At 52.9% G+C, this 18,311-nt stretch carries 19 protein-coding genes and 3 tRNA genes; 7 read left to right on the top strand and 15 right to left on the bottom strand.

What is annotated here, in order from left to right:
• Positions 1–7 precede the first annotated feature (7 nt).
• The 3 genes from fdxH (at position 8) to tyrP (ending at position 2,981) form a co-directional block, all read left to right on the top strand.
• On the top strand, positions 8–892 hold the full coding sequence (gene fdxH, locus MUU51_RS17500; protein ID WP_159775397.1) for a formate dehydrogenase subunit beta: 885 nt from the start codon (positions 8–10) through the stop codon (positions 890–892).
• On the top strand, positions 885–1,541 hold the full coding sequence (fdnI, locus tag MUU51_RS17495; RefSeq protein ID WP_258968230.1) for a formate dehydrogenase-N subunit gamma: 657 nt from the start codon (positions 885–887) through the stop codon (positions 1,539–1,541). Before fdxH ends, fdnI begins: the two co-directional genes overlap by 8 nt.
• 228 nt (positions 1,542–1,769) lie before the next feature.
• Positions 1,770–2,981: a tyrosine transporter TyrP gene (tyrP, locus tag MUU51_RS17490; RefSeq protein WP_258968229.1), complete on the top strand. Its 1,212-nt coding sequence runs from the start codon at positions 1,770–1,772 to the stop codon at positions 2,979–2,981.
• Between the two features lie 202 nt (positions 2,982–3,183).
• On the opposite strand, the gene MUU51_RS17485 is transcribed toward tyrP, so the two are convergent.
• The 7 genes from MUU51_RS17485 to uvrY form a co-directional block, all read right to left on the bottom strand.
• Complete coding sequence (locus tag MUU51_RS17485; RefSeq protein WP_159775403.1) at positions 3,184–3,849, bottom strand: YecA/YgfB family protein; 666 nt, start codon at positions 3,847–3,849, stop codon at positions 3,184–3,186.
• A gap of 118 nt (positions 3,850–3,967) precedes the next feature.
• A tRNA-Leu gene (locus MUU51_RS17480) sits at positions 3,968–4,054 on the bottom strand.
• A gap of 13 nt (positions 4,055–4,067) precedes the next feature.
• A tRNA-Cys gene (locus MUU51_RS17475) sits at positions 4,068–4,141 on the bottom strand.
• Positions 4,142–4,178: 37 nt separating this feature from the next.
• Positions 4,179–4,254: transfer RNA gene (locus MUU51_RS17470), tRNA-Gly, on the bottom strand.
• A gap of 150 nt (positions 4,255–4,404) precedes the next feature.
• Complete coding sequence (gene pgsA / locus MUU51_RS17465; RefSeq protein ID WP_110509640.1) at positions 4,405–4,953, bottom strand: CDP-diacylglycerol--glycerol-3-phosphate 3-phosphatidyltransferase; 549 nt, start codon at positions 4,951–4,953, stop codon at positions 4,405–4,407.
• A 55-nt stretch (positions 4,954–5,008) separates the two neighbouring features.
• Positions 5,009–6,841 carry an excinuclease ABC subunit UvrC gene (gene uvrC, locus MUU51_RS17460; protein WP_258968228.1) on the bottom strand — a complete coding sequence of 611 codons (1,833 nt, stop codon included), beginning with the start codon at positions 6,839–6,841 and terminating at the stop codon, positions 5,009–5,011.
• Positions 6,838–7,494, bottom strand: coding sequence for a UvrY/SirA/GacA family response regulator transcription factor (gene uvrY / locus MUU51_RS17455; protein ID WP_258968227.1), 657 nt, complete (start codon positions 7,492–7,494; stop codon positions 6,838–6,840). Before uvrY ends, uvrC begins: the two co-directional genes overlap by 4 nt.
• A gap of 456 nt (positions 7,495–7,950) precedes the next feature.
• On the opposite strand from uvrY, the gene MUU51_RS17450 reads away from it, so the two are divergent.
• Positions 7,951–8,175 (top strand): DUF2594 family protein, encoded by a 225-nt coding sequence (locus MUU51_RS17450; RefSeq protein WP_159775409.1) that lies wholly within the window; start codon positions 7,951–7,953, stop codon positions 8,173–8,175.
• Between the two features lie 49 nt (positions 8,176–8,224).
• Here MUU51_RS17450 and sdiA read toward each other — a convergent pair whose 3' ends face one another.
• The 8 genes from sdiA to MUU51_RS17410 all read right to left on the bottom strand — a co-directional run bounded on the left by sdiA (position 8,225) and on the right by MUU51_RS17410 (position 15,780).
• Positions 8,225–8,947: a quorum-sensing transcriptional regulator SdiA gene (gene sdiA, locus MUU51_RS17445; RefSeq protein ID WP_258968226.1), complete on the bottom strand. Its 723-nt coding sequence runs from the start codon at positions 8,945–8,947 to the stop codon at positions 8,225–8,227.
• Between the two features lie 254 nt (positions 8,948–9,201).
• Positions 9,202–9,954 (bottom strand): L-cystine ABC transporter ATP-binding protein TcyN, encoded by a 753-nt coding sequence (gene tcyN / locus MUU51_RS17440; protein ID WP_159775413.1) that lies wholly within the window; start codon positions 9,952–9,954, stop codon positions 9,202–9,204.
• A complete protein-coding gene (gene tcyL, locus MUU51_RS17435) occupies positions 9,951–10,619 on the bottom strand; it encodes a cystine ABC transporter permease (RefSeq protein WP_110509634.1) in 669 nt (222 codons plus the stop codon). Before tcyL ends, tcyN begins: the two co-directional genes overlap by 4 nt.
• Before the next feature lie 12 nt (positions 10,620–10,631).
• Positions 10,632–11,618, bottom strand: a complete 987-nt coding sequence (gene dcyD / locus MUU51_RS17430; protein ID WP_159775415.1) for a D-cysteine desulfhydrase — start codon at positions 11,616–11,618, stop codon at positions 10,632–10,634.
• Positions 11,619–11,708: 90 nt separating this feature from the next.
• Positions 11,709–12,509 carry a cystine ABC transporter substrate-binding protein gene (gene tcyJ, locus MUU51_RS17425; protein WP_258968225.1) on the bottom strand — a complete coding sequence of 267 codons (801 nt, stop codon included), beginning with the start codon at positions 12,507–12,509 and terminating at the stop codon, positions 11,709–11,711.
• 84 nt (positions 12,510–12,593) lie between these two features.
• Positions 12,594–13,142: a flagella biosynthesis regulatory protein FliZ gene (fliZ, locus tag MUU51_RS17420; RefSeq protein ID WP_258968224.1), complete on the bottom strand. Its 549-nt coding sequence runs from the start codon at positions 13,140–13,142 to the stop codon at positions 12,594–12,596.
• A gap of 52 nt (positions 13,143–13,194) precedes the next feature.
• Complete coding sequence (locus tag MUU51_RS17415) at positions 13,195–13,926, bottom strand: RNA polymerase sigma factor FliA (RefSeq protein ID WP_110509631.1); 732 nt, start codon at positions 13,924–13,926, stop codon at positions 13,195–13,197.
• A 162-nt stretch (positions 13,927–14,088) separates the two neighbouring features.
• The gene (locus MUU51_RS17410; RefSeq protein WP_258968223.1) at positions 14,089–15,780 is read right to left on the bottom strand and encodes a FliC/FljB family flagellin; all 1,692 of its coding nucleotides are present in this window, start codon (positions 15,778–15,780) and stop codon (positions 14,089–14,091) included.
• Between the two features lie 267 nt (positions 15,781–16,047).
• Here MUU51_RS17410 and fliD point away from each other — a divergent pair, with 267 nt between their 5' ends.
• Genes fliD through fliT form a run of 3 tightly spaced genes read left to right on the top strand, consistent with a single transcriptional unit; the run spans position 16,048 to position 18,258 of the window.
• On the top strand, positions 16,048–17,448 hold the full coding sequence (gene fliD, locus MUU51_RS17405; RefSeq protein ID WP_258968222.1) for a flagellar filament capping protein FliD: 1,401 nt from the start codon (positions 16,048–16,050) through the stop codon (positions 17,446–17,448).
• Positions 17,449–17,470: 22 nt separating this feature from the next.
• Positions 17,471–17,881, top strand: a complete 411-nt coding sequence (fliS, locus tag MUU51_RS17400) for a flagellar export chaperone FliS (protein WP_258968221.1) — start codon at positions 17,471–17,473, stop codon at positions 17,879–17,881.
• On the top strand, positions 17,881–18,258 hold the full coding sequence (fliT, locus tag MUU51_RS17395) for a flagella biosynthesis regulatory protein FliT (protein ID WP_258968220.1): 378 nt from the start codon (positions 17,881–17,883) through the stop codon (positions 18,256–18,258). Before fliS ends, fliT begins: the two co-directional genes overlap by 1 nt.
• Positions 18,259–18,311 lie beyond the last annotated feature (53 nt).

The raw sequence follows: 18,311 nt of genomic DNA, 5'->3' as shown, positions 1-18,311 counted from the left end.
CGAACTCATGTCCATGCAATCTCAGGATATTCTCAAGCGTTCGGCCACTAACGCCATGACGCCACCGCCTCAGGCGCGTGACTACAAGGAAGAAGTCGCCAAGCTCATTGATGTCTCCAGCTGTATTGGCTGCAAGGCTTGCCAGGTCGCGTGTTCAGAGTGGAACGATATCCGCGATGACATCGGCCACTGTGTCGGGGTGTATGACAACCCTGCGGACCTGAGCGCCAAATCCTGGACGCTGATGCGCTTTAGCGAAACGACGCAGAACGGCAAACTGGAATGGCTTATCCGCAAGGATGGTTGTATGCACTGCGCGGATCCGGGCTGCCTGAAAGCCTGCCCTTCCGCCGGCGCCATCATTCAGTACGCCAACGGCATCGTCGATTTTCAGTCGGAACACTGTATTGGCTGTGGTTACTGTATCGCCGGTTGCCCGTTCAACATTCCACGTCTGAACAAAGAGGATAACCGCGTCTACAAATGCACGCTGTGCGTGGATCGCGTCAGTGTGGGCCAGGAGCCCGCCTGCGTGAAAACCTGCCCAACTGGCGCCATTCACTTTGGCAGCAAGAAAGAGATGCTGGAAGTGGCTGACGAACGCGTCGCGAAGCTGAAAAAACGGGGGTATCCGCAGGCTGGCCTCTACAACCCGCAGGGCGTTGGCGGCACGCACGTGATGTATGTACTGCACCATGCGGACCAACCGGAGCTGTACCACAACCTGCCTAAAGATCCACACATTGATACCCCTATCAGTTTGTGGAAGGGGTTGCTCAAACCGCTGGCGGCGGCAGGCTTTATTGCGACCTTCGCCGGACTGATTTTCCACTACGTGGGAATTGGACCCAACGAAGAGGTGGATGAAGACGAGGAAGAGCATCATGACTAAGAAGAGCAAGATGATTGTCAGGACGAAATTTATCGACCGCGCCTGTCACTGGACGGTGGTTATCTGTTTCTTCCTCGTGTCGCTCTCTGGCATCGCGTTGTTCTTCCCGACGCTGCAATGGTTGACGGAAACCTTCGGTACGCCACAGATGGGACGTATTCTGCACCCGTTCTTTGGGGTGCTGATTTTCGTGGCGCTGATGTTTATGTTCGCGCGCTTTGTTAAGCACAACATCCCTGATAAACACGATATCCCGTGGTTAAAAGGTATTGTTGAGGTGCTGAAAGGCAATGAACATAAGGTCGCCAAAGTCGGTAAATATAACGCCGGGCAGAAGATGATGTTCTGGACCATTATGAGCATGATATTCGTGCTGATGATAACCGGAGTGATAATCTGGCGGCCTTATTTCGCCGACTTCTTCCCGATAAAAGTCGTGCGCTATAGCCTGCTGATTCATGCCACCGTCGCCATTATTCTGATCCACGCCATCCTTATCCATATGTATATGGCATTCTGGGTTAAGGGATCGATTAAAGGCATGGTGGTCGGCAAAGTCAGCCGCCGCTGGGCGCAGAAACATCACCCTCGCTGGTATCAGGACGTCGAGGCTCAGGAAGCGAAGAAAGCAGGGACGGAAGGACGTTAAGTCTCCTCATTCCCCCCCCTCTGGCCGCTACCGGTTATCTATTCCGCTAGCGGCCAGATTTTATTACGCCCCTTGTAAAATCCCGGCAGCATCCTGAATGCCGTGGCCCCCTCCCCAACCGTAAATTTAACGTTACAACCACTGTAATTCAGATTTGACGCGCTGCGGGTTTTCCCCTAACCTGCGCGGCATAATTAGCCATCTCTATCCTGAATAACAGAGGAAAGCGTGAAGAACCGCACCGTAGGGAGTATTTTAATCGTCGCCGGAACCACTATCGGCGCAGGGATGCTGGCAATGCCGCTGGCCTCTGCGGGCGTTGGCTTTGGCGTCACTCTGGTTTTACTGTTGGGCCTGTGGGCGCTGATGTGCTACACCGCGCTGTTGCTACTGGAAGTATATCAGCACGTTCCCGCCGACACCGGTCTCGGGTCGCTGGCGTTGCGTTACCTTGGGCGTTATGGGCAATGGCTGACGGGCTTTAGTATGCTTTTCCTGATGTACGCCCTGACGGCAGCGTATGTCAGCGGTGCTGGCGAGCTGCTGGCCTCGAGTCTCAGCCAATGGCTGAACATCGAACTGCCGCCTGCCGGGGGCGTGCTGCTGTTTACCGCCATCGGTGGCGGCGTGATTTGCATGGGCACGGCGCTGGTAGATTTGTTTAACCGCTTCCTGTTCAGCGCCAAAATCGTGTTCCTGATCCTGATGCTGGCGCTGCTTCTGCCACATATTCATCAGATGAACCTGCTGACGCTGCCGCTGCAACAGGGCCTGGCGCTCTCTGCGATCCCGGTGATTTTCACCTCGTTTGGCTTCCACGGCAGCGTGCCGAGTATCGTCAGCTATATGAATGGTGATGTGCGTAAGCTGCGCCGGATTTTCGTGATCGGTAGCTTCATCCCGCTGGTCGCATACATCTTCTGGCAGCTGGCAACGCTCGGCAGCATTGAATCGCCGGTCTTCAACGCCTTGCTGGGCAACCACGCCGGACTGAACGGTCTGCTGCAGGCGATCCGAGAAGTGGTGGCAACGCCGCATGTGGAACTGGCGGTGCATCTTTTTGCTGATTTAGCACTGGCGACCTCTTTCCTCGGCGTCGCGCTGGGGCTCTTTGATTATCTGGCGGATTTGTTCCAGCGTAAAAACAGCATCAGCGGTCGTCTTCAGACCGGGGTCGTCACCTTCCTGCCACCGCTGGCGTTTGCGTTGTTCTATCCGAAGGGTTTCGTGATGGCGCTCGGCTACGCGGGTGTGGCGCTGGCCGTGCTGGCGCTGATTATTCCGTCGCTGCTGACGATGAAAAGCCGCCAGCAGCATCCTCAGGCAGCGTATCGCGTTATCGGCGGAACGCCTGCGTTATGCCTGGTATTTGGCTGTGGCGTGGCGGTGATTTTGGTGCAAATCGCGATTGCGGTTGGGATGCTGCCTGCTGTGGGGTGATGCCAGAAATAAAAAAGGCCCTTTCGGGCCTTTAAGGGTGCTGACAAAGAAGGAAAAAGCGTGGTTTTTCCTTCTTTGTGGTTATCAGCCGAAAATCAATGAATTGATTTTCCTTGTTTTTTATCTGGTGCGATCGGTTCGACTCTCAAACGTTTTAGGTTTGTCATCAGTCTGAAAGGCCCTTTCGGGCCTTTTTTATGACTTATTTCAGACAGCAGCTTTTGTATTTCTTTCCGCTACCGCAGGGACACGGATCGTTGCGACCAATTTTGATTTCATTCTTAATTGGCTGTTGTACTGGAGCCGCTTGCTGATTATCCAGCCAGTAATGGCAGAGCGTGAGCGCTGCTGGTTTCAGTAAATCCACGCTCGCAATATATTCTTCAGCAGAGAGCGCTTCGAGGCGGGTAAAGTTCTCTTCACTGCCGTGCAAGGCAATCGCGTCTAACTGTGGCTGCAAACTCTCCGGCAGCGCCGACCAGTCGCTTAAACCCACGCCACGCATGTAACCAAAGCACCACTCTTCAACGATAGTGATTTCCTGACCTTCTTCTTCGCGGGTGCCAAACAGCGGTTCGTACTGATCAGGATAATCGCCCAGACGCTCACCGACATCATCCATATGCTGTAGGGTGAGATTCACAAAACGGTCGCGCTCGCGGTCATTGGCCCAGCGTGGTACGAAATCAGCCCCACCCCACACCGCCAGCATCCACTCAGCAGGCTCAATATCAACCGGGGATGAAAGAATAGCCGTCAGCATGCCGTCCAGCTCGGACACATCCATCACGGCCTGCTCGTTGCCATAGCGGGCCAGGACGTCGTCCAGCCACTCAAGTTCGCTTTCGTTTAACGGTCCGGTTTTCATCGCTGGTTACTCGTGTTGGAAGTGTGTTGAAGATAGAACATCAGGATCGCAAATACAAAAAAACCACCCGAAGGTGGTTTCACGACACTGCTTATCATTGATTTTATTCTTTTTCCCATGGTAGCCGGAGTGGGACTTGAACCCACACAGCGCGAACGCCGAGGGATTTTAAATCCCTTGTGTCTACCGATTCCACCATCCGGCCTCGGGGAATAAAGTGGAGGCGCGTTCCGGAGTCGAACCGGACTAGACGGATTTGCAATCCGCTACATAACCGCTTTGCTAACGCGCCAAATTACTAACACCCGCAATTGCCGATGCTTTTAAACTGGAGCGGGAAACGAGACTCGAACTCGCGACCCCGACCTTGGCAAGGTCGTGCTCTACCAACTGAGCTATTCCCGCAGATCAGATGACTAACTTAATCATTTGATTTTGTTACCGTCTGGCAAGCTGTGCTGCCGTTCGATGCGTTGCATTCTACTTACCTGACGCACTGAGTCAACGTTAATTTTCACCGCACCAGATCGTTTGATGAAATTTACGTCGAAACGATCACTGTTCAAGCAAATCGCCGCGCGCCGCATTCAAATACTGGAACATTGACCACAGCGTCAGCACCGCCGCAACCATAAAGAGACCTATACCTGCCCACTCTACCCACTCGTTCGGACGCCACAGCATCCACACTAGCGCCGCCATTTGTGCCGTAGTTTTGACTTTACCAATCCACGAAACCGCCACGTTGCTGCGTTTTCCGAGTTCCGCCATCCATTCACGCAGTGCGGAGATGATAATTTCACGAGCAATCATGGTTGCGGCCGGGAGAGTCACCCACCAGGAGTGATAATGTTCGACGACCAGCACCATCGCGATGGCGACCATCACCTTGTCCGCGACCGGGTCGAGAAACGCCCCGAAACGGGTGCTCTGGTTCCACCGACGCGCCAGATAGCCGTCAAACCAGTCAGTTATCGCCGCAACGAAGAAGATAAACGCACAGGCAAACGGAGCCCAGACGAATGGCAGATAGAACGCCAGCACGAAAAATGGGATCAGGATGACGCGGAACAATGTGAGCAACGTAGGGATATTAAATTGCATGGCGACGGTAACTATCTGTTGTCAGTAAAATTAGCCCTATGTTGCTACAGAGCCCCTAATGTTTCAACGAGTAGAAGATCTTTTCTGCCAGACCGTGTGAAATGCCGGGCACTTTCGCGATATCTTCGACGCTCGCTTTTTGCAGGCCTTGCAGCCCGCCCATATATTTCAACAACATCTGACGACGCTTCGGCCCCACGCCCTCGATGGTCTCAAGGGTGCTGGTACTTTTCACTTTCGCCCGTTTTTTACGGTGTCCGGTGATAGCGTGATCGTGCGATTCATCGCGGATGTGTTGAATGACGTGCAACGCCGGGGAGTCGGACGGCAGGTTAAAACCCTCACCTTCCGGCTCAAAGTACAGCGTTTCCAGGCCTGCTTTACGGTCACTGCCTTTGGCCACACCGAGCAGCAACGGATGCTGTTTGTCCCAGTTGACCTCAAGCTCGGCGAAAACCTGTTTCGCCTGACCCAGCTGCCCTTTCCCGCCGTCAATCAGAATGACGTCGGGGATTTTGCTCTCTTCAATATCTTTGCCATAGCGACGGCGCAGCACCTGATTCATTGCCGCATAGTCATCGCCTGGCGTAATGCCAGTGATGTTATAGCGACGATATTCCGCACGCAGCGGTCCGTTGCTGTCAAACACCACACAGGACGCCACGGTTTGCTCGCCCATAGTGTGACTGATGTCGAAACACTCCATGCGCTTCACTTCCGGCAACTTGAGCTGCGCCGCCAGCGCCTGCAGGCGCTGATGAATAGTCGACTGCTGCGAAAGCTTAGTGACCAACGCGGTCGCCGCATTGGTACGCGCCAGCTTCAGGTAACGCGCGCGATCGCCGCGGGGCCTGGTCTGAATATTGATGCGTCGCCCGGCAAGTTCAGAAAGAGAATCTGCCAGCAGCGTTTTGTCGCCAAGATTAAAATCGAGCAGGATTTCACCCGGCAGCGTGCGCGCCTGACTGCCCTGCAGATAGAACTGACCGACAAACGTCTCCACTACTTCGACAGGCTCGGTGCCCACCGGGACTTTCGGGAAATAGCTGCGGCTGCCGAGCACTTTCCCCTGACGGATAAACAGCACGTGAACACAGGCCATGCCACCGTTAAAGGCCACCCCTATCACATCCAGATCGTCGCCTTCATTAGAAACGAACTGTTTCTCTGTGACACGACGAACCGCCTGAATCTGGTCGCGAATGCGTGCGGCTTCTTCAAACGCCAACGACTGGCTGGCTTTTTCCATCCGGGCCACCAGCTGATTCACAACCTGCTCATCTTTTCCGGCCAGGAACAGACGCACGTACTCAACCTGCTGCGCGTATTCGTCTTCGCTCACCAGCCCTGCAACACACGGCCCGAGGCAGCGGCCAATCTGATATTGCAGACACGGGCGTGAGCGGTTGCGATAGACGCTATTTTCACACTGACGAATCGGGAATATTTTCTGCAATAGCGCCAGCGTCTCGCGTACCGCGTAGCCATTCGGGAACGGACCAAAATATTCACCTTTCGCGTGCTTTGCGCCGCGGTGCATTGCCAGCCGCGGATGGGTGTCGCCACTCAGGAAGATAAAAGGATAGGATTTGTCATCGCGCAGCAAAACGTTATAGCGCGGCTGATAAAGCTTGATGTAGTTATGTTCAAGCAGCAGCGCTTCGGTTTCGGTGTGAGTAACCGTGACATCTATCTGGGAAATTTGTCCGACAAGCGCTTCGGTTTTGCGTGATCCCAGGTTGCTACGGAAGTAGCTGGAAAGGCGTTTTTTGAGATCTTTGGCTTTGCCGACATATATAACCGTGCCGCCGGCATCGTACATACGATAGACGCCGGGCTGGCTGGTCACGGTTTTTAGAAAGGCTTTTGAATCAAATACATCACTCACTGACTTGCTAACGACTCCGCATTACACAGGCCATGGCGAATTGCCAGGTGTGTCAGCTCGACATCGCCATGAATGTTTAATTTGCTAAACATACGATAACGATAGCTGTTCACCGTTTTTGGGCTGAGATTCAGTTGTTCAGAAATCTCAGTCACCTTCTGACCTTTGGTGATCATCAGCATAATCTGCAATTCACGTTCAGACAAACTGGCGAATGGGGATTCCGTCGATTTGGGCTCAATTTGACTCAGCGCCATTTGCTGAGCGATGTCTGAGGCGATGTAACGCTGACCAGCAAACACGGAGCGGATGGCATTGACCACTTCCTGTGGTGCGGCACCTTTGCTCAGATAGCCTGAGGCCCCTGCTTGCATCACTTTTGCTGGCAGCGGATTTTCCGTGTGAACGGTTAACATGATGACTCGAGTATCGGTGGTGGAGCGCGCAATCTTGCGTGTGGCTTCCAGCCCGCCAATACCTGGCATATTCATGTCCATAAGCACGACGTCAACTGGGTTTGCACGGCACCATTTCACCGCATCTTCACCACAACAGACTTCACCAACAACTTTGATACCCTTTATATCTTCGAGAATGCGTCGTATCCCTGCGCGCACTAGTTCGTGGTCATCAACAAGGAGGATGTTGATCAAAGGAATAATCTCCAGAATAGGGATAACGCAACTGCCTCTAAATTCGCGTCCATATTAACGGGTTTTATCTCGACAATGAAAGGTAAAAGATGTCTCGTTTAAGATTTTACTTGGGTTTCTGGAAATTAGAATTTACATTTACTGGAAACATCCACAAAACAGTCAGATACGACAACCTTGTTTTTAAACACTTGCCTTCAAAAACTTCCGGATAACACTGCGTTTTACAAAGATGATAAATACACTCTCAAAAATGTAACAACAATTAACGGAGCGTGAACCAGCAAGAAACAAATAAGCATCAGGCGCTTTCTTGTACGCGCTTAATATGTGTAAGCACCTCAGATCAGAGGACAAAAATCCTGCACTCCCGTTTTGACTGTTCCCTGTGGTATACTGCGCGACCTTTACTGAAACACCCCCGCGTATGCGCGCTGAAATCCAACGAGGAAATAGATGAGCACTCCTGATTTTTCCACTGCTGAAAATAATCAACAATTGTCCCAGGAAGTTTCTTGCCTGAAAGCGTTACTGACGCTGATGCTGCAGGCGATGGGTCAAGCAGACGCAGGGCGCGTGATTCTTAAAATGGAAAAGCAAATCACGCAGATGGAAGATGAAGCTCAGGCGGCCGTATTTTCCAGTACCGTTAAGCAAATTAAACAAGCTTACCGCCAGTGATTCAATACCAGCTGCGATTCATCGCAGCTGGTTTCGCATTGAGCTGCGGTCAGATAATCCCTATCGCTGCAGCATAACAGGCAATCTGCGTTTTGTTTGGCGCGTTAAATTTCTTCTGCATATTCTTCTGATGGAAATTCACCGTATTCTCGGATATCGACAAGATTATCGATATTTCCGCTGAGGTCTTCCCTTCCGCCGTCCACTTCAGAATTTCCAGTTCGCGCTTACTGAATTTCATTTCCGGCGCCGTCACCATCGTATCTTCCATTCGCACCAGCGCAGAAAGACTGAACTCCATCAACGTTTGCAGCCGCATTTCAGTTTCATCGTCTGATAACGGGTTAGCCTGGTTGCGCTGTCGTGATACCGATAAAAAACCGAGCGCACGATTGGGCAGCATCAACGATTGGGTTATTCCTCGACGTAAGCCGTGGGCACGCGCCGCGTCCCAGAAAGCCGGCGTTTCGCTGAATAAGCGATCGCTCCACGGCAGATGCCCGTTGCGGTAATTTTCGGCTTTCAACACCGGATCGATGGTGAAATAATTTTCGGCCTGGTAATGGTCCATCCATGCTTTGGGATAGGTGGTGTGCAAGGAGAGTTTTGGACGGGTGAAGGGAACCGGATGGCGCACGCAAAGGGCGAACCAGTCATATTCCAGTGAGTGAGTTTGCTGTTGCAAAATGGCATAGACCTGGTCATTTGCCGTGGCAGACTGAAATTGTTGCGATATATCCTTCCGCCACTGAAAAAAATCGATGTCCCTCATACCTGACGAAAAAACTCCTGAGTGATAATCATTCCTATGAATGCAACAAGCTAACACATAACCATTATTTATATATAAAAAATATCCTTTTCCGCAGAAATAAACTGAAACACTCGGTTTTCACATGACAATCAAGGGGATGAGCAGAATTTCTTACGATACGGAGCGCGATAGGTGGCGTTTCGAAAGGGAAACTTAAGTTGAGTTTCTGACGGACAGGAATACGTGGCCCGGCGTTACCAGGCCACAGGGGGTTACTGCATGAGGAATTTTTCGAGGAACTGGCGGGTGCGCGGCTGCTGTGGGTTAGCAAACAGCGATTTGGCGTCGCCCTGCTCCACGATCCGGCCTTGATCCATGAAAATGGCGCGATCGGCGACGTCGCGCGCAAAGCTCATTTCGTGGGTCACGATCACCATCGTGCGCTTCTCCTGGGCCAGTTGTCGAATGGTGCTTAACACCTCACCCACCAGCTCCGGGTCCAGCGCGGAAGTCGGTTCATCAAACAGGATGACGTCCGGACGCATGGCCAACGCCCGGGCAATGGCCACGCGCTGCTGCTGCCCGCCGGATAAGCGACGCGGGTAGCTGGTTTCTTTACCCGACAGCCCCACTTTCGCCAACAGTTCGCGCGCCAGCGTGGTCGCTTCGCTTTTGCTTTCCCCTTTGACGATAACCGGCCCTTCAATGATGTTCTCCATCACCGTACGGTGCGGGAACAGATTGAAGCTCTGGAACACGAATCCGACATGCTGACGTAAGCTGCGAATCAGCCCTTTTTGCTGACTCAGCGGACGCGTGGCGTCGATGGTGATGTCCCCCACCCGAATAGTGCCGCTTTCCGGCTGTTCCAGCAGGTTGATGCTGCGCAGCAGCGTGGTTTTTCCCGAGCCGCTCGGCCCGATAATCGCCACCACTTCGCCCTCTTTCACTTCCAGATCGATCCCGTGCAGCACCGTCTGACCGTGGAATTTTTTGACCAGGTTTTTAACGTCGATAGCACTCATTTCGGGTCACGCTCCTGGCGGTTCAGCTGGTTTTCGAAGTAGTTCTGCAACGCGGACAGCACCGTCGCCATCACCCAGTAAATCAGCGATGCGGCCAGGTACATGGTGAACACTTCCAGCGTGCGCGAGGTGATGAGCTGCGCCTGACGGAACAGTTCCGGCACCTGAATGGTGGCCGCCAGCGAGGTGTCTTTCACCAGGCTAATGAAGCTGTTCGACAGCGGCGGCAGCGCTACGCGTGCAGCCTGCGGCAGGATCGCGCGACGCAGCGTCTGCCACGGCGTCATACCGATACTCGCCGCCGCTTCCCACTGACCTTTATCAATCGAGGAAATTGCCGCTCGCAGCGTTTCAGAGGTATACGCCGCGGTGTTGAGCGACAGGCCAATCATCGCCGCCGGAATCGGATCCAGCTCGATACCAAACTGCGGCAGACCGTAATAGATCATGAACAGTTGGGCGATAAGCGGCGTACCGCGGAAAATCGAGGTGTAAAAACGGGCAATCCAGCGCACCGGCCCGATGGCAGACATGCGCATCAGCGCCAGGATAAAACCCAGCACCAGGCCGAAGAACATCCCGCCAATACTCAGCTGTAGCGTGAACACTGCCCCTTTTAACAAATAAGGCAGCGAGTCGATAACCAGTTGGATACTTTCTTGCATTATGGCTTCTTTTTATACGTGTGGATGATAGGCAAACAGCGCCGGAGCGCCGCCGGTGTGCACAAACAGGATCGGGCCTTCATCCTTAAAGCGTTTCTGGCTGATGCCGTCAATGAGTCCGGCCATCGCCTTTCCGGTATACACCGGATCCAGCAAAATCCCTTCCAGGCGAGCGAGCAGTTTCACCGCTTCCATGCCTTCGTCGTTCGGCGTGCCGTAGCCCGGCGCGAAATAGTCATCCCAGAGGGTGATGTCCGCGTTGGCCTTGAGCGCCAGGCTTTCCGCCACCGCCTGTTGCAGCGTGACGACTTTCGGTTTCTGATCGGCAACGCTTCGGGAAACCGTTACGCCAATCAGTTCAACGTCAGGCATTAGCTGTTCTAAACCCACCGCCAGCCCCGCGTGGGTGCCTGCGCTGCCGGATGCGACCACAACAGAGGAGAGCGATACAGCGCCTTCGCACTGCTGCGCGATTTCCAGCGCGCTTTCAACATAGCCCAGCGCACCAAGAGCGTTAGAGCCGCCGACCGGGATCACATACGGACGAAAGCCCTGTGCTTCGACGCGGGTCGCCAGCTCTTCCATCTGACGATCCGGGTCAGTCAGCGCATCACACATCTCGACCTGCACGTTGAAATAATCCAGCAGCAGGCGATTACCGTTGGTCAGATAGTTTTCTGCTTTCGTGCCGATCGGGTTTTCCAACAGCGCGATACAGTTCAGGCCGAGCTTCGCCGCCACCGCCGCCGTCTGGCGCACGTGGTTAGACTGAATCGCACCGGCGGTAATCAGCGTGTCAGCTCCTTCGCGCAGCGCATCTGCCGCGAGGAATTCAAGCTTGCGCAGCTTGTTGCCGCCCATCGCCATCGGTGTGACGTCGTCGCGCTTAATAAGAATTTCGCGGCCCAGGTAATCGGACAGACGCGGCAGGTATTCCAGCGGCGTCGGCGAGCCAATAAATTCCAGCCGTGGGAAGCGAGTAAGGTTTTGCAGTGACATAGCACCTCCTGATTTTCTTTTTATTATGCACACAGTTGCCGGTGAAATAAAAAAAGGCGCTAAATAGCGCCTTTTTTAAGCGATGCGGTGTTATTTGGTGACGTCAGCGCCGAACCATTTTTCAGACAGCGCTTTCAGGCTACCGTCTTTCTGCATGTCCGCAATGGCGGCATCGATGGCTTTCAGCATCTCTTCGTTGCCCTTACGCAGCGCAACACCAGACTCCTGACGGGAGAACGCTTCACCGGTGACGGCCAGCGTATTGTTGGTTTTCTTCACCAGATCCAACGCCGCCAGACGGTCAACCAGAATCGCATCGATACGGCCTACGCGCAGATCCTGATATTTAGTCGGGTCATCATCATAGGTACGCACGTCCACGCCCTGCACGTTCTGACGCAGCCACTCTTCATAGTTGGTGCCCAGACCCACGCCGACTTTTTTGCCTTTCAGGTCAGCCGCGGTCTTGATAACACCTTCGTTGCCTTTTTTCACCAGCGCCTGAACACCGGACACGGTATACGGCGTGGAGAAGTCATATTTCTGCTTACGCACGTCAGAAATGGTAACCTGGTTAATGACCACGTCGATACGTTTGGAATCCAGCGAGGCCAGCATCCCGTCCCATTTGGTCGGTTTCAGGTCCGCTTTTACGCCCAGATGCTTCGCCAGCTCCTGCGCAAATTCCACTTCAAACCCGGTCAGTTTGCCGTCATCGCCCTGGAAGCTGAACGGAGGATAGGTGCCTTCCAGACCTACGCGCAGCGTGCCGCGCTCTTTAACCTGATTCAGCAAGTTTTCCGCTGCGAAGGTTTTCACGCTTGCCCCGGCGACCAGCGCCACGGCCATCATTCCCATCAGAGCCTGACGGCCCATAAATGCTAATTTCATCATTCCCCCGAAAATTCGAATTTTTTGCAGTGTAAGACGTTTGGGAAAAACAGCTAATACCCGTCCGTTATAAGCCATTCAAATTTAATATAACTCAGAGGTTGCCTGATACGCGAACGTCTGCTGGCCCACCGCCAGCCGCCGGTTTTTGAATTGCGAATACTTTCGCAGCGCGATGCGGTAGTTGTTGGTGCTGGTCTGCGGGAGCCACGGCGCGAGGTTTTCGTCCGCTTCACCCTCGAGAAGCTCACGGTCGATTTTCAGGGCCGAAAGATGATTGCCAAGGCGACGCAGGCGCACGACATATTCGCGCACAGTGCCCGGGCTCATGTCGGTTTGTTCGAACAGATACTGTTTAAAGCCGAGGATATCGAAGAAGTCGCTCTGCTCTTTGCAGTGCAGGTCGCCGCAGAAACGGCACAGCGCGACCCACTCGCGGCGCTCCTGCAGCCAGTCGGCTTCGTCCATTAAGGTATCGAGGCGGGAAATGGCGATTTTGTTGACGATTTCCCCGCTGCGCACAAGCGTAATGCGATCGAGCATTTTGTGGCAGTGGGCACAATGCGTCTGGCTGTGTTTAAAGTCTTTAAGATAGCGGCTTAAAGGCCGTCTTTTTACCTGCTGCACCGTCATGATAACTCCTGGTAGTCAATGCTATGTGCGGCATTACTCCAGGTGCGACGGCTTAACCGCCTTCCTGGTACCGACCCAGTTTTGTTCGCAAACGCTTGATGGCCTGACTGTGAAGCTGACTGACGCGCGACTCTCCCACTTCCAGCACCGCGCCAATCTCTTTCAGATTGAGCTCTTCCTGGTAGTAGAGCGTCAGCACCAGCTGCTCACGTTCCGGTAACGCTTCAATTGCGTCCATCACGCGCTGACGCAGGTTGCCTTCCATCAGTTGATGGAGCGGGTTCTCCTGTTGATTCTCTTCAGTCACCAGCTCGATACTGTCGCCGTGCTCTTCCCGCCACTCGTCGTAGGAGAAAATCTGGCTGTTATTGGTATCCAGCAGCATCTGTCGATACTCTTCAACAGCAATGCCAAGACGTTGAGCGACTTCTGTTTCCGTCGCGTTGCGCCCCAGTTCCTGTTCCAGTTGACCCATCGCCTGCGCCACTTCTCGGGCATTGCGGCGGACGCTGCGCGGCACCCAATCGCGGCTGCGCAATTCGTCCAGCATCGCGCCACGTATGCGCTGAACTGCATAGGTGGTAAATGCCGTGCCTTGCAGAGCATCGTAACGTTCGACGGCATTCAATAACCCAATGCCGCCCGCCTGAAGCAGATCGTCCAGTTCCACGCTCGCGGGCAGGCGCACCTGAAGGCGCAATGCTTCGTGTCGCACCAAAGGGACATAACGCTGCCACAGCGAGTGTTTATCCATTACACCTTCAGCGGTATAGAGTGAATTCACGATAAACAGCCCTGCAATAGTTGAGTTATCGGCATGATTATCCGTTTCTGGAGGGGTTTTAATCGACGGAATAGTGGCTAAAAGGGGGGGTTATTTGGCGAGTTAAGTAAAACTCTAAAACAAAAAAACCCCGCCGAGGCGGGGTTGGAAGCATTATCAGGATTAGCCCTGCAGCAGAGACAGAACCTGCTGTGGAACCTGGTTTGCTTTAGCTAACACGGAGTTACCCGCCTGCTGGATGATCTGCGCTTTGGACATGTTAGACACTTCGGTCGCATAGTCGGCGTCCTGAATACGGGACTGCGCTTCAGACAGGTTGGTGGTGGTGTTGTTCAGGTTGGTGACTGCAGAATCCAGACGGTTCTGGATAGCACCCAGGGAAGAACGGAATTTATCGATGGAGCTGATAGCATCGTCCAGGGCTGCCAATGGGTCGGAAGTTGCGGTGCCTGCGCTGGTGGTATCAGTAGTAATTTTACCATTAGCAGTTACATTTACAGCAGCACCTATTGTCGGAGAATAAACTTTATTGGTGTCAGTTGCTGAAGAGTATCCTGCAACTGTCACGGAGCCATTATCTTTATTAACAGCATAAGAGACTGTGTAATTAGCGACGTTAGTAATGTCGCCAGAATTATCAACATAGGTAGCGTCATTAGATTTACCAGTATTATCAAAGTCAAGGCTCTTAGACAATACACCTGAGTTCATATTGATCGCAGTCGCATTTGCTTTGGTTTCAGCTAAAACAACGTCAGTGCTGACCGCAGCTTTATAGCTTACTGATGCTGGCGTCGTTGTGCTACCACCCACTGCGACGGTATAGTCAGTCCCTTTGAAGCTCAGTGTTGCGCCATCGGCATTCTCACTAGCAGCTTTCAACACCGAAGTCATATTAGCGGCAACAGTACCGGTTGCATTGTTGGTCGTTAAGTTACCAGTTGCATCAACATAAGCCGCTTGACCACCAATGGTGATGTTGCCAGTTGAATCTGTGTCAAAATTCACTGTACCTGTTTTGGTGGTGTAAGAGCCACTTACAGTCTGACCCGGATCAGCTTTTAAAGTACCCGCTAATGTATTACGAGCTGCAGCATCAGCGGTAGTTTTGGTGGTAGTGAAATTGCCGGCTTTGGCGTCGTATGTATACGTGCTGCCGTTTACCACGACTGTATCACCGGTACCCAGTTTGCTTAACGCTACATCAGTTGTGAGATCTTTGTTAGTCGTAGTCAGGTCATAATTACCAGTGGTGGTATTTAAGTTTGCACCTGCAGATGTCAAATCACTAACTGTCGCAGCTTTGTTAGTGATTGTGCCTTTACCGTTCACATTAAAGCCGTTCAGACCCAGAGTATCAGAGTCAATTTTTTTCAGATCGATAGAGATAGTCTGGCCATCGTTGGCGCCAACCTGAATTTTCATAGTGCCGTCTTTGGCCAGTACGTTCACGCCGTTAAACTGAGTCTGACCGGATACGCGGTCGATTTCGTCCAGACGGGATTTGATTTCGTCCTGAATAGAGTCGAGGTCAGAATCGGAGTTGGTACCGTTCTGCGCCTGTACAGTCAGTTCACGCACACGCTGTAAGTTGTTGTTGATTTCAGACAGCGCGCCTTCAGTGGTCTGCGCCAGAGAGATACCGTCGTTGGCATTACGCGCCGCCTGAGTCAGACCATTGATGTTAGAGGTAAAGCGGTTAGCAATCGCCTGACCCGCCGCATCGTCTTTCGCGCTGTTGATACGCAGACCGGAAGACAAACGCTCAATGGAAGTCGACAGAGCAGACTGGTTTTTGTTGATGTTGTTCTGAGTGATCAGCGAGAGGCTGTTGGTATTAATGACTTGTGCCATGATTTCGTTTCCTGTGTTTCAAATCTGTAGGTTAGATTTGGGTTTCCACCCGTCGGCTCAATCGCCGTCAATGTGGTTATCGTCGCCCCCCCACTAACCTTTAGATTTTTTTTCACAAACACTGGAATAATTTTTTAGCCGCCGAAATAGTCTTCCCTGTTGGCTTTATTCCCGCCATTAAAAAAAGAAAATTAAACGTAAACTTTGCGCTATTCCCGCCGATAACCCCGGTATTCGTTTTACATGTCAAAAGATTAAGGAACAGATATGGCAAGTATCTCTACGCTGGGTGTCGGTTCAGGTTTAGATCTGAGCAGCATCCTCGACAGTCTGGAGGCAGCGGAAAAATCAACGCTGAACCCTATATCAGCTCAGCAATCCTCATATACCGCCAAACTGAGCGCTTACGGCACGCTGAAAAATGCACTGGCGTCTTTTCAAACAGCAAATACCGCGCTGAACAGCGCTGATTTGTTTACCGCCACCACCACTGCCAGCTCCTCCTCCGCCTTTAGCGCCACCACTACCGGCAACGCGATTGCCGGAAAGTACACCATTAGCGTGTCGCAACTGGCGCAGGCCCAGACGCTGACCACCAAAAGCACGCAGGCCGACAGCAAAACGGCGATTGCCAGCGCGGACAGCACCATCACCATCCAGCAAGGCGGTGGCAAGAAGCCCGTTACCATCGATATCTCTGCAGCCAACTCCTCGTTGAATGGCATTCGCGATGCGATTAACAAAGCCGACGCGGGCGTCAGCGCCAGTATCATTAACGTCGGTAACGGTAAGTACCGCCTGTCTGTCACCTCGAATGATACCGGCAGTGATAATGCGATGAGCATCAGCGTCAGCGGTGACAGCGCCCTGCAAAGCTTTATGGGTTATGACCGTACCAGCAATGGGATGGAAGAAAGTGTCACAGCGCAGAATGCGATGCTGACGGTCAACAACGTTCCGATTGAAAACAGCAGCAACACCATCAGCGATGCGCTGGAAGACATTACCCTCAACCTGAACGACACCACCACCGGCAACCAGACGCTGACAATTTCTAAAGATAATTCAAAGTCAGAAGCCGCTATCAAAACGTGGGTAACCGCTTATAACGCATTGCAGGACACCTTCTCCTCGCTAACCAAATACACCAAGGTTGATGCCGGAACGGATGCTCAGGATACCAGCAACGGCGCCCTGCTCGGTGACAGCACACTGCGTACCATTCAGACCCAGCTGAAAAGTATGCTGACCAGCTCGGGGAGCTCATCGTTTAGAACCCTGGCACAGATTGGTATTACCAGCGATCCCTCAACCGGTGAGCTGTCGGTCGACAGCAGCAAACTGGAAACAGCACTGAAGAATAATTCCGCGGATATTAAAGACATGTTTGTCGGCGACGGCAAAACCACCGGCGTCACTACCACTATGGGCAGCAACCTGACCAGTTGGCTCTCCACGACCGGGATTATTCAGGCAGCAACCGATGGCGTGAGCAAAACCCTGAACAACCTGACCACCCAGTACAACGCCGCCAGTGATCGCATTGACACACTGATGGCGCGTTACAAAGCCCAGTTTACCCAGTTGGACGTTCTGATGAACTCACTGAACTCCACCAGCAGCTATCTGACACAGCAGTTCGAATCAACTTCCAGCAGCAAAAGCTAATTAAATACGCCCAGGAGCTAATATGTACGGCGCAAAAGGTACACAGGCCTACGCAAAAATCGGAGTCGAAAGCGCGGTAATGAGCGCCAGCCAACAGCAACTGGTGACTCTGCTGTTTGATGGCGCACTCAGTGCGCTGGTGCGTGCGCGCCTGTTTATGCAGGATAACAACGTGGAGGGGAAAGGCCTTTCCCTCTCAAAAGCCATCAACATCATCGAAAACGGGCTCAAAGTGGGCCTCGATGAAAAAAGTAATGATGAGCTTACGCAAAACCTGATTGCGCTTTACGCCTGGATGGTGAGGCGACTCCTGCAGGCCAATCTACGTAATGAGGTTTCTGCTATTGAAGAAGTGGAATCCGTGCTGCGCGATATTGCGGATGCCTGGAAAGAAGTTGCCCTCTCGCCCACTCTGATTCAGGACGCCGTCTAATGAGCCCTGCACCGCAACTCTATAGCCTGTACCAGCAGCTGCTTGACCGAAGCCTCGTCATGCTGCGATTCGCCACAGAAGGACAATGGGACGAACTGATTGCCTGTGAAATGGAGTATGTCAGTGCGGTGCAAAAACTGGCAGAAATAACGCAACAAACGGAGCCGTCGGCCGTCATCCAGGATCAGCTGCGTCCGGTGCTGCGTTCGATCCTCGACAATGAAACCGAGGTCAAACGCCTGCTGCAGGCGCGAATGGAGGAGCTGGCAAAACTGGTTGGCCAGTCCACCATTCAAAAATCGGTCCTCACCACCTACGGCAAACAAGGCGGTCACGTTCTGGTGCCGCAGGGATCCCGCGACACGCCAACCAACTGATTCACTGGCGCGCGCTGCGCGCCAGGTGTTTTTCCGCTTTGTATTCCATACTA

It is taken from the genome of Scandinavium manionii (assembly GCF_024764775.1).
Lineage (GTDB): Bacteria > Pseudomonadota > Gammaproteobacteria > Enterobacterales > Enterobacteriaceae > Scandinavium > Scandinavium manionii.
The sequence above is the reverse complement of the archived record's forward strand: the minus strand, read 5'-3'. Positions and strand labels throughout refer to the sequence as shown.

Coding starts and splice junctions, on each gene's coding strand:
- fdxH (WP_159775397.1), top strand. CDS start 8: ATGTCCATGCAATCTCAGGATATTCTCAAGCGTTCGGCCACTAACGCC.
- fdnI (WP_258968230.1), top strand. CDS start 885: ATGACTAAGAAGAGCAAGATGATTGTCAGGACGAAATTTATCGACCGC.
- MUU51_RS17485 (WP_159775403.1), bottom strand. CDS start 3,849: ATGAAAACCGGACCGTTAAACGAAAGCGAACTTGAGTGGCTGGACGAC.
- pgsA (WP_110509640.1), bottom strand. CDS start 4,953: ATGCAATTTAATATCCCTACGTTGCTCACATTGTTCCGCGTCATCCTG.
- MUU51_RS17450 (WP_159775409.1), top strand. CDS start 7,951: ATGAGCACTCCTGATTTTTCCACTGCTGAAAATAATCAACAATTGTCC.
- sdiA (WP_258968226.1), bottom strand. CDS start 8,947: ATGAGGGACATCGATTTTTTTCAGTGGCGGAAGGATATATCGCAACAA.
- tcyN (WP_159775413.1), bottom strand. CDS start 9,954: ATGAGTGCTATCGACGTTAAAAACCTGGTCAAAAAATTCCACGGTCAG.
- tcyL (WP_110509634.1), bottom strand. CDS start 10,619: ATGCAAGAAAGTATCCAACTGGTTATCGACTCGCTGCCTTATTTGTTA.
- dcyD (WP_159775415.1), bottom strand. CDS start 11,618: ATGTCACTGCAAAACCTTACTCGCTTCCCACGGCTGGAATTTATTGGC.
- tcyJ (WP_258968225.1), bottom strand. CDS start 12,509: ATGAAATTAGCATTTATGGGCCGTCAGGCTCTGATGGGAATGATGGCC.
- fliZ (WP_258968224.1), bottom strand. CDS start 13,142: ATGACGGTGCAGCAGGTAAAAAGACGGCCTTTAAGCCGCTATCTTAAA.
- MUU51_RS17410 (WP_258968223.1), bottom strand. CDS start 15,780: ATGGCACAAGTCATTAATACCAACAGCCTCTCGCTGATCACTCAGAAC.
- fliD (WP_258968222.1), top strand. CDS start 16,048: ATGGCAAGTATCTCTACGCTGGGTGTCGGTTCAGGTTTAGATCTGAGC.
- fliS (WP_258968221.1), top strand. CDS start 17,471: ATGTACGGCGCAAAAGGTACACAGGCCTACGCAAAAATCGGAGTCGAA.
- fliT (WP_258968220.1), top strand. CDS start 17,881: ATGAGCCCTGCACCGCAACTCTATAGCCTGTACCAGCAGCTGCTTGAC.